The sequence below is a fragment of the Oerskovia gallyi genome, from assembly GCF_014836745.1.
GTDB classification, from domain to species: Bacteria; Actinomycetota; Actinomycetes; order Actinomycetales; family Cellulomonadaceae; genus Oerskovia; species Oerskovia paurometabola.
This window is the reverse complement of record NZ_JACSQE010000003.1, coordinates 193,537-202,291: the sequence shown is the minus strand read 5'-3', so window position 1 is coordinate 202,291 and position 8,755 is coordinate 193,537. Positions and strand designations below refer to the sequence as shown.

The window sequence follows — 8,755 nt, the reverse complement described above, 5'->3', positions numbered from 1 at the left end:
CTGGCCGAGGCATTTTCGACCGGGCGAGGGGGGGGCGGGGGCCCCCCCCCGACGGCGAGCCCGCGCTGCGCAACCTGCCGCTCGTGCTCGCGATGGGCATCGTGCTGGCGTTCGTCGCCGAGATGCTGCGCCGGGACGGGCGTCCGAGGCTCGTCGAGTCGCTCCTGGGCACGGTGAGCGGACTGGTCGTCGCGGTGTCGGCGGCGGGCTGGATCGCGACCGAGCGCACGGACGCAGGGGCGGAGCTCGTGGTGACGTGCGCCGCGGCGATCGCCGTGGCGTCCGCGGTCTCCGCGCTCCCGCTCGCAGGGTGGTGGAGCTCGGTCCTGACGGTCGTCGCCGCGGCTGCGGCCGGAGGGGGGCTCGGGTACGTGCTCCCCGAGGTCGCGATCAGCAACGGGCTGTGGACGGGCGTCGTCTCGGGGATGCTGGTCGCGGGGCTGCGCGCGTTGTTCGACCAGCTGCCGGCCCTCGAGCGCAGGCAGGCGGCCGTTGCTGCGATAGTGCTGCCCGTGACGGTCGGGGGGATCCTGGTCTTCGTGGTCGGGCGCGTGGTGGTGGGCTGAGCCCTCCCCGCGACACCCCGGCCGTGCTGCTGCACCGCCGTACGAGGGAGAGGTCGAGGCACATGGTCTGGCGCATCGTGGTCCTGGTCGTGCTGCTCGCCGCGAGCGTGCTGCTCGGGGTGTGGTGGCAACGCCGCCAGGGAGTGGTCCGTGCGGGTCGCCCACCTGCCGAGGACGCCGCGGTCGACTGGCCCGCCCTCGGCATCGTGCTGGGGGAGCACCGGACGTTCGTCCAGTTCTCGAGCGAGTTCTGCTCGCCCTGCCGGCACACGGCGCGCGTGCTCGACGAGCTCGTCGCGGCGCGGACCGACGTGACACATCGCGAGATGGACGTCGACGAGCACCACGATCTCGTGCGAACCTTCGGCATACTGCGCACTCCGACGGTGCTCGTCCTGGACCCGTCCGGCCGAGAGGTCGCTCGGATGAGCGGCAGCGTGAACCGGACCCAGGCGATCGAGGCGCTCGCCGTGCCTGCCGCGTCCGTCGCCTGACACCGCTCGCCCACCGGGCGGGCCGACCGAGGAGCCGCCATGTCGCACGAACCGCACCCTTCTCCGAGCTCGGCCCAGGGCATCGACCCGCGCGGCCCGCGCGTCGGTGCCGGGATCACCGCCCTCCTGCTCGCCGTGACGCTGCTCCTGGGGTCGTCCCAGGCGGCGTTGTGGTTGCTCACGTTCATCGCGCTGAGCTTCCTGCTGGGGGCGCTCCGCGGTGCCCAGGGCACGTGGCAGGGGTGGGTCTTCAAGACTCTCGTCCGGCCCAGGCTCGGCCCGACGGCGGAGCGCGAGGACCCGCGTCCGCCTCGCTTCGCGCAGGGGGTCGGGTTCGTCATCACCGGGGTCGGCGCGCTCCTGGGCTTCACCGTCTCGCTCGTGGCCGTACCGGTCGCGGCGGGCCTGGCCCTGGTCGCGGCCGTGCTCAACGCGGCGTTCGGGCTGTGCCTGGGGTGCGAGATGTACCTGCTGGTCCGGCGGTTCGCACCGGCCCGCTGAGGTCCCGCACCGGGGCAGAGGTGCTGCGGGTGCCGTGGCAGGGAAGGCGTAGGGTCGTGCGGTGCCCGCGCAGACCGACTCCTCGACCACCCTCCCGCCTCGGTTCAAGCGCCTGCGCCCAGGGGTCCGGACAGCGGGGGACGCAGCGGACGTCGGTCCGGAGGACCGCCGCCACGACGAACGGTTCGAGGGTGGCGACCTGTCCCACGCGGACCTGTCCGACGTCACGTTCGAGCGGTGCGACCTCGTGGGCATCTCGTTGCACCAGGCCGACCTGCGGGCCGCGACGTTCAGCGAGGCCCGGCTCGAGCGGATCGACGCGCCCGTCCTGAGCGCCCCGCGGTCGGTGTGGCACGACGTGGTGCTGGCCGGTTCACGGATCGGCTCGGCGGAGCTCTACGAGTCCGCGTGGCGTTCGGTCGAGCTGGTCGACTGCAAGCTCGGGTACGTCAACCTGCGCGGTGCGACGGTGCGCGACCTGCGGCTCACGCGGTGCACCGTGGACGAGCTCGACCTGACGAACGCCCAGGCCACGCGCGTCGCGTTCGAGGAGACGTCGGTCGACCACCTCGTCCTGGCGGGCGCCCGTCTGGTGCACACCGACCTGCGCGGGGCCACGCTGCGACGGATCACGAGCATCGAGAGGCTCGCGGGGGCCACGCTCAGCCCGTCCCAGCTCGTCGAGATGGCGCCGCTGTTCGCGGCCGAGCTCGGTATCCGCGTCGAGGACTGAGGGCAAGGCCCGGCGCGCCCGGCCCGCGTCAGTAGACGAGGGCCTGGGCCCCCGGGCGCAGCGCCTCCTCGACGAACACCGACGCCCCCGCGATGCGCACCCCCGGCAGCAGGTCGGCCTCGGTGATGCCGCGGCGCACGGCGCACTGGGTGCAGACCGTGACGGTCCCGGCGGACAGGATCACGTCGAGCAGGTCCGGCAGGGCCGTCGCGTGCTCGAGCTCGAGCTCGCGCGCACGCCCGGGAAGCCCGAACCACGCCGACTCCCCGGTCAGCCACACGCTGACCTCGACCCCGGCGGCGACCGCGGCGGCAGCGACCGTGAAGGCCTGGTTGGTCGCCTCGGGGCGTTCGAGACCCGCGGTCGACTTGACCACGAGCGAGCGGGCGACGGCGGCCGGGGCGGCCGAGGACGGCGACGGAGCGGGCTGGGAGGTCACGTGCGCGAGCCTAGAGGCCGGACGGTAGGATCGGCGACATGTCCACGCATGCACTCGAGCTCATCTTCCTGGGACTGCTGATCGCCGCGACCGTGACCATCACGTGGTTCGCCGGGTTCGTCGTCTACAAGCTGTACAAGGGTCAGCGCTGACCTGAGCGTCGCCCCGGGCGTCCGCGCCCGGTGGGACCACGGTCCCGCTCTCCCTTGTCGTCGTCACGGTCCGCTGGGACCGCCGGAGGTACCACCAGATGGCTTTCGCGTTCCCTGAGGGGCTCGCCCCCGAGGCCTACCCGCTCGCGTGGCTCGTGGGCTCCTGGCGAGGTGAAGGTGTCATCGCCTACCCCGGGATCCCCGAGACCCCGTTCGTCCAGGACGTCGTGTTCGACCACGACGGCGGCCCGTACCTGCGGTACGAGTCGACCATCCGCGTCCTCGAGGCCGAGGTCCCGGAAACCGTGCCGGAGGCCTGGACCGCTGACGACGCTGCCGAGCCGTCCGCTCGCCCGTCGAGCGACCAGGCCGAGCCGGGCACCGAGGGGCACCTCGCGCCGGGACGCATCTGGTCCACCGAGACGGGCTACTGGCGCGTCTCGCCCGAGCGTCCCGAGGGGCTGCCGGAGGACAGGTCGGCGATCGAGGTCATGATCGCGGACCCGTCGGGCCGCATGACCCTGTACCTGGGGGTCGTCGGCAACGGTCGGGTGGACCTGTCGAGCGACGCCGTGGTGCGCACCGCCACCTCGTCCGAGGTCACGGCGTCGAACCGGCTCTACGGCAACGTCCAGGGCCAGCTCCTGTGGGTCTGGGAATTGGCGGCCTTCGGTCAGCCGTTGCAGTCGTATGCGTCGGCGAAGCTGGACCGCCTCTAGCCCCTTCGACGTGCGAGGCACGGCCGACGCCACCGCGCGGCCGGACGGACGTGCGCCCACCGGCGCCGAGGAGGTTGTTGCACCGTGACCGCTGGACCTGACGACGCCACCCAGACCGAGCGTGCGGCCCGGACGGAGCCCGATTCCCCGGTTCGGACGAGCCCGCTGCTGTCGCGCCCCGGCGCGGTCGCGGGCTCCGGACCCGACGCGGGCGTGGCCTGGCACTACGGCGACCCGACGGGCGAGCAGCGCGCGCTCGAGTCGGGCGGCGCGGTCGTCGACCTCTCGCACCACGGCGTCGTGCGGGTCACCGGCCCCGACCGTCTGACGTGGCTCAACTCGATCACCTCGCAGAGCCTCCTGGGCCTGGCCCCCCGGACCTCGACCGAGCTGCTCGTCCTGAGCCCGCAGGGCCACGTCGAGCACGCGGCCGGGGTCGTCGACGACGGCGAGTCCACGTGGCTCGTGACCGAGGGCTCGCACGCTCCGACGCTCGCTGCCTGGCTCGACCGCATGAAGTTCTCGCTGCGCGTCGAGATCACCGACATGAGCGACGAGATCGCGGTCCTGGGCGAGCCTCGGGACGCCGAGGGCGCCGAGGGCGAGCCCGTCACGTGGCGCGACCCCTGGCCGCGCACCGCACCCGGCGGCACCCGCTACGGGCCCGCGGACGACGAGCACCCCGGCGCCCACCGTCCGTGGCGCCTGGTCCTGGTGCCCCGCGCCGAGCTGTCCGACGCCGTCGCGTCCCGCGAGGCCGCCGGGTGGCGGCTCGCCGGGACCTGGGCGAGCGAGGCGCTGCGCGTCGAGGCCTGGCGCCCCCGCCTCGCCACCGAGGTCGACCACCGCTCGATCCCGCACGAGCTCGACTGGCTGCGCACCGCGGTCCACCTGCACAAGGGCTGCTACCGCGGCCAGGAGACCATCGCGCGCGTGCACAACATGGGCCGCCCCCCGCGACGCCTCGTGATGCTCCACCTCGACGGCTCGGGGCACCTGCTCCCCGTCGCCGGGGCCGAGGTGCGACTGCCGGGCGCGACGCCCGGACCCGACGGGGTGTCCGCCCCTGGTCGCGCCGTCGGGGTCGTGACCTCGGTCGCCCGGCACCACGAGCTGGGACCCGTGGCGCTCGCGGTCCTCAAGCGCGGTGCACCCGAGGACGTCGAGCTCGTCGTCGACTGCGACGGGGGAGCCGTCGCCGCGGCCCAGGAGATCGTGGTCCCCGGCGAGGGTGTGTCGGTCGACCGGCCGGCTCCGCGCGGCCCGGTCGCACGCGGCGTCACCCCCAAGGGCGCGGGCGCGCCCCAGAGCATGATCTAGAGCGGTATCCGAGGACCGTGCCGGGACCCCGGCACGGTGGGACGCGGTGAGCAGGAGCACATGACGCAGGCGCGGGAGTCGGCCGGAGGAGCCGCGACGCCGGAACCCGGGGCGGTCGAGTCGGCCCGCAAGGCGTTCCGTCGGTTGCTGCTCAGGGCACGCCTGCGACAGGGCAGCTCCCGGGTCCGGGTCGCGTTCTGGCCCGTCGTCCAGGCCTCGCTCGCGGCGGGCGTCGCGTACGGGATCGCGCACTACGTGCTCGGTCACCCGTACCCGTTCTTCGCACCGGTCTCCGTGTGGATCTGCCTCGGGTTCAGCCAGGACCGGCAGGTGCGCAAGGTCGGCGAGCTCGCGATCGGGGTCGCGGTGGGCGTGGGCCTCGGTGACCTGATCGTCCACTTCATCGGGTCGGGCTGGTGGCAGGTCGCCGTCGTGCTCGCGACGTCCGCCCTCGTGGCGCGCTTCATCGACCGCGGCGCGCTCCTGGCGACCCAGGCCGGGGTCCAGGCCATCGTCATCGTGGGTCTGCCCGCGACCCAGACGGGCGGCCCGGGCGGTCGCCTGGTCGACGCCCTGGTCGGTGGCGCGCTCGCGCTGCTCGTCGCGACCCTCACACCGGGCGACCCGCGCCGTCGGCCACGGATCCTGGGCGACGAGGCGACGACCGAGCTCGCCGAGACGCTCGAGCTGCTCGCCCGCGGCTTCCGCTCGGGGGACGTCGACGACCTGGACGCCGCGCTCGTGCGGGGGCGGGCGTCCGAGCCCGCCCTCGAGGAGTGGCAGGCGACCGCGACGAGCGCCCAGGAGCTGTCCCGGGTGAGCCCCGTGGGGCGCAAGCACCGCACCGAGCTGGGCGACATCGAGCGCAAGGCGGTCCTGGTGGACCGCGCCATGCGCAGCGTCCGTGTCCTGGCCCGGCGTGCCCGACCGGTCGCGGGGCCCGACCACGACCTCCTGCCCGTCGCCGCGATCGTCGACCGGTTCGCGGCCGGCACCCGGGTCCTGGCCGAGGCGATCGGGGCGGGACGCGACCCGTCGACCGCGCGCGAGATCCTGGCCGACACCGCGGCCGCGGCCGACCCGCGGACCGTGGGCGCGGGTGACTGGCAGGTCCAGTCGCTCGTGATGCTGCTGCGCTCCCCGATCGTGGACACGCTCGAGGCCGCAGGGATGTCCCCGCAGGACGCGCGGGCGGCTCTGCACGAGCTCTGAACCGGCCGCGCGGCCCGTGGCGAGCACGTCGCCCGCAGGACGGGGCGCATGTCCGGCGAACCCGCAGGATTGCCGCGCGTGGAGGTCTACGCAATCCGGGCGTTGGCCGGTACCTTCAGGGGATGGAGGTTTCCGTCAGCGCCCTGCGGGCCGAGCTGAAGTCGTGGATCGAGCGGGCGCGTGACGGGGAGGACGTGGTGATCACCGAGCGCGGCATCCCGGTCGCCCGCCTGAGCGCGATCGGCAGCGCGGACCTGATCACGTCGCTGACCCGGGACGGCCTGCTCACGCCGGCCACCGAGGAGCGGCCCGTGCACTCGCCGCCCGCACGCCCGGCTGCCAAGCAGTCGGCGATGTCGGGCCTCGTGCGCCGCATCCGACGCTGAGCCGGCGCGCCCCATGGCACTGGTCTACTTCGACGCGAGCGCCCTCGTGAAGCTGTGCGTCGCCGAGCCTGGCTCGGAGCTCGCGAGCGCCCTGTGGAACCGGGCGGACGTGGTCACGACGAGCCGCCTGTCGGACACCGAGGTCCGTGCGGCGCTCGCCGCGGGCGAGCGTACGGGCGTCCTCGACGCCGCCGAGCGTGCGCAGGCGCTCGCCGCGTGGGAGCGGCTGTGGCCCGCGCTGCACCTGGTGGAGGTCTCGCCCGAGGTCCTGGACAGGGCGAGCGACCTCGCAGGGTCCGACGGTCACTCCTTGCGGGGCGCGGACGCCGTGCACCTCGCCTCCGCGCTGGTGCTGCGGCACGAGGACGCGATCTTCGCGGTGTGGGACGAGCGGGTCGCGAGCGCGGCGCGCGCGGAGGCGCTGCGCGTCCTGCCGTAGGCTCGACACGTGATCAGCTTCGGTGGAGCCCAGTGGCTCGTTCTCGTCATCCTCGCGGTCGTGGTGTTCGCCGCGCAGGCCTTCGCTCTCGTCGATGCGCTGCGGCGTCCCGCGAACGGGTTCACCGCCGAGGGGAAGCTCACCAAGCCGATCTGGTCGGCGATCCTGGGGGTCGCCGCGGCGATCGGGTTCCTCGGCCTGCCGCCGTTGATGCTGACGAGCTCCAGCTTCTTGAACCTCCTGGCCCTCGTCCCGGCCTTCATCTACCTGGTCGACGTGCGTCCTCGGCTCAAGTCGTACGGGTTCGGTCGCGGGTCGGGCGGCAACCGTGGTGGCCGTCCGGGCGGGTGGTGAACCCCGTGCTGCGCTCCGCCGCTCCGCTCGCGGAGGTCGTCCGGGGCGACCTGGTCGAGTCCGTGCACCTGGGGCACCTGGTGACGCTCGACGCCTCGGGTGAGGCCGATCTGGTGGTGGGCGACGCGTCGACCGTGATCTGGCCTCGTTCGTCGGTCAAGCCGTTCCAGGCGGTCGCGATGCTCCGCAACGGCCTGTCCCTGCCGCCTCGTCTGCTGGCGCTCGGTGCCGCGAGCCACAACGCCGAGGACTTCCACCTCGCGGGCGCGCGCGAGATCCTCGCGGGGGTCGGGCTCGACGAGTCGGCGCTGCGCAACACCCCGGACATGCCGGTCTACCCGCCGGCGGCGTTCGCGTGGCAGGAGCTCGGCAACGGCCCGGCGTCGATCACGCAGAACTGCTCGGGCAAGCATGCCGCGATGCTCGCGACGTGCGTCGTGGCCGGCTGGGACACCGCGACGTACCTGGACCCCGCGCACCCGCTCCAGGTCGCGATCCGCGAGACCCTGCTCGAGCTCACGGGCGACGACGCGGCGGACCTCCACGTGACGGTCGACGGCTGCGGTGCGCCGCTCTTCTCGACGACGCTGGTCGGCATGGCGCGGGGCTTCGGCCGGCTGGCCGGTGCGCCGGCGGCGGCGCCCGGGTCGCCCGAGGCCCTGGTGGCAGGCGCGATGTTCTCGTTCCCCGAGATGGTCGGCGGGACCGGTCGCGACGCGACCGAGGTCATGCAGGCGGTCCCGGGCCTCGTCGCCAAGGACGGCGCGGACGGCGTGTACGGCGCGGGCCTGCCGGACGGCCGCGCGCTCGCGTTCAAGGTCCTCGACGGGTCGCCGCGCCCGCGTCCCGCGGTGCTGGTCGCCGCGCTGGCGGACTTGGGGGCGCGCGACCTGCCGGGGGCCGACGGCGCCGCGCTCGACCGCGTCGGCCGCACCCCGGTCCTGGGCGGGGGAGAGCCCGTGGGCGAGGTGCGGGCCGCGTTCGGACCGGGCTTCGCCGCATGAGGGCGGTCCTGCAGCGCGTGACGCGCGCGAGCGTGAGCGTGGGCGGCGAGGTCGTGGGGCGCGTCGACCGGCCGGGCCTGGTCGCGCTCGTGGGCGTGACGCACGACGACGGTCCCGCGCAGGTCGAGCTCGTCGCGCGCAAGATCGCCGAGCTGCGGATCCTGCGCGACGAGCGGTCGGTGCTCGACGAGGGCGCGCCCGTCCTGGTCGTCAGCCAGTTCACGCTCTACGCGGACACCAAGAAGGGGCGGCGCCCGTCGTGGAACGGTGCGGCGAAGGGGGACGTGGCGGAGCCGCTCGTCGCCGAGGTGGTCGCCGCGCTGCGTGGGAGGGGGGTCGAGGTCGCGACCGGCGTGTTCGGTGCGGACATGCAGGTCGAGCTCGTCAACGACGGCCCGGTGACGATCCTCGTCGAGGCATAGTGGCCCGTCGCGGC

At 74.3% G+C, this 8,755-nt stretch carries 13 protein-coding genes; 12 read left to right on the top strand and 1 reads right to left on the bottom strand.

Annotated elements, in window-relative coordinates; all coding sequences use genetic code 11:
• From H9640_RS05025 to H9640_RS05010, 4 genes are all read left to right on the top strand, one after another.
• On the top strand, positions 1-566 hold a 566-nt coding region (locus H9640_RS05025), incomplete at its 5' end, for a hypothetical protein (RefSeq protein WP_225226728.1).
• 62 nt (positions 567-628) lie between these two features.
• Positions 629-1,060: a thioredoxin family protein gene (locus H9640_RS05020; RefSeq protein WP_191789617.1), complete on the top strand. Its 432-nt coding sequence runs from the start codon at positions 629-631 to the stop codon at positions 1,058-1,060.
• A 39-nt stretch (positions 1,061-1,099) separates the two neighbouring features.
• Positions 1,100-1,561 (top strand): DUF4395 domain-containing protein, encoded by a 462-nt coding sequence (locus tag H9640_RS05015; protein ID WP_191789616.1) that lies wholly within the window; start codon positions 1,100-1,102, stop codon positions 1,559-1,561.
• Between the two features lie 61 nt (positions 1,562-1,622).
• Positions 1,623-2,294, top strand: a complete 672-nt coding sequence (locus tag H9640_RS05010; protein ID WP_191789615.1) for a pentapeptide repeat-containing protein — start codon at positions 1,623-1,625, stop codon at positions 2,292-2,294.
• Between the two features lie 28 nt (positions 2,295-2,322).
• On the opposite strand, the gene H9640_RS05005 is transcribed toward H9640_RS05010, so the two are convergent.
• Positions 2,323-2,733: a DsrE family protein gene (locus H9640_RS05005; RefSeq protein ID WP_191789614.1), complete on the bottom strand. Its 411-nt coding sequence runs from the start codon at positions 2,731-2,733 to the stop codon at positions 2,323-2,325.
• Between the two features lie 250 nt (positions 2,734-2,983).
• Here H9640_RS05005 and H9640_RS05000 point away from each other — a divergent pair, with 250 nt between their 5' ends.
• The 8 genes from H9640_RS05000 (at position 2,984) to dtd (ending at position 8,741) form a co-directional block, all read left to right on the top strand.
• On the top strand, positions 2,984-3,604 hold the full coding sequence (locus H9640_RS05000) for an FABP family protein (RefSeq protein ID WP_191789613.1): 621 nt from the start codon (positions 2,984-2,986) through the stop codon (positions 3,602-3,604).
• Positions 3,605-3,769: 165 nt separating this feature from the next.
• Complete coding sequence (gene ygfZ / locus H9640_RS04995; RefSeq protein WP_225226768.1) at positions 3,770-4,924, top strand: CAF17-like 4Fe-4S cluster assembly/insertion protein YgfZ; 1,155 nt, start codon at positions 3,770-3,772, stop codon at positions 4,922-4,924.
• 60 nt (positions 4,925-4,984) lie between these two features.
• Positions 4,985-6,136, top strand: a complete 1,152-nt coding sequence (locus H9640_RS04990; protein ID WP_191789611.1) for an FUSC family protein — start codon at positions 4,985-4,987, stop codon at positions 6,134-6,136.
• 122 nt (positions 6,137-6,258) lie between these two features.
• Positions 6,259-6,522 carry a type II toxin-antitoxin system Phd/YefM family antitoxin gene (locus tag H9640_RS04985; RefSeq protein ID WP_191789610.1) on the top strand — a complete coding sequence of 88 codons (264 nt, stop codon included), beginning with the start codon at positions 6,259-6,261 and terminating at the stop codon, positions 6,520-6,522.
• Between the two features lie 13 nt (positions 6,523-6,535).
• Positions 6,536-6,961, top strand: coding sequence for a type II toxin-antitoxin system VapC family toxin (locus H9640_RS04980; RefSeq protein WP_191789609.1), 426 nt, complete (start codon positions 6,536-6,538; stop codon positions 6,959-6,961).
• 9 nt (positions 6,962-6,970) lie between these two features.
• Complete coding sequence (locus H9640_RS04975) at positions 6,971-7,315, top strand: DUF2516 family protein (RefSeq protein ID WP_318243651.1); 345 nt, start codon at positions 6,971-6,973, stop codon at positions 7,313-7,315.
• 5 nt (positions 7,316-7,320) lie between these two features.
• On the top strand, positions 7,321-8,319 hold the full coding sequence (locus tag H9640_RS04970) for an asparaginase (RefSeq protein WP_191789608.1): 999 nt from the start codon (positions 7,321-7,323) through the stop codon (positions 8,317-8,319).
• Positions 8,316-8,741: a D-aminoacyl-tRNA deacylase gene (dtd, locus tag H9640_RS04965; protein ID WP_191789607.1), complete on the top strand. Its 426-nt coding sequence runs from the start codon at positions 8,316-8,318 to the stop codon at positions 8,739-8,741. The genes H9640_RS04970 and dtd overlap by 4 nt, the downstream gene beginning before the upstream one ends.
• The last annotated feature ends 14 nt before the right edge of the window (positions 8,742-8,755 follow it).

Bases quoted from the DNA above. Each gene is read 5' to 3' on its own strand.
- H9640_RS05020 (WP_191789617.1), top strand. From the start codon at position 629: ATGGTCTGGCGCATCGTGGTCCTGGTCGTGCTGCTCGCCGCGAGCGTG.
- H9640_RS05015 (WP_191789616.1), top strand. From the start codon at position 1,100: ATGTCGCACGAACCGCACCCTTCTCCGAGCTCGGCCCAGGGCATCGAC.
- H9640_RS05000 (WP_191789613.1), top strand. From the start codon at position 2,984: ATGGCTTTCGCGTTCCCTGAGGGGCTCGCCCCCGAGGCCTACCCGCTC.
- H9640_RS04990 (WP_191789611.1), top strand. From the start codon at position 4,985: ATGACGCAGGCGCGGGAGTCGGCCGGAGGAGCCGCGACGCCGGAACCC.
- H9640_RS04985 (WP_191789610.1), top strand. From the start codon at position 6,259: ATGGAGGTTTCCGTCAGCGCCCTGCGGGCCGAGCTGAAGTCGTGGATC.
- H9640_RS04980 (WP_191789609.1), top strand. From the start codon at position 6,536: ATGGCACTGGTCTACTTCGACGCGAGCGCCCTCGTGAAGCTGTGCGTC.
- dtd (WP_191789607.1), top strand. From the start codon at position 8,316: ATGAGGGCGGTCCTGCAGCGCGTGACGCGCGCGAGCGTGAGCGTGGGC.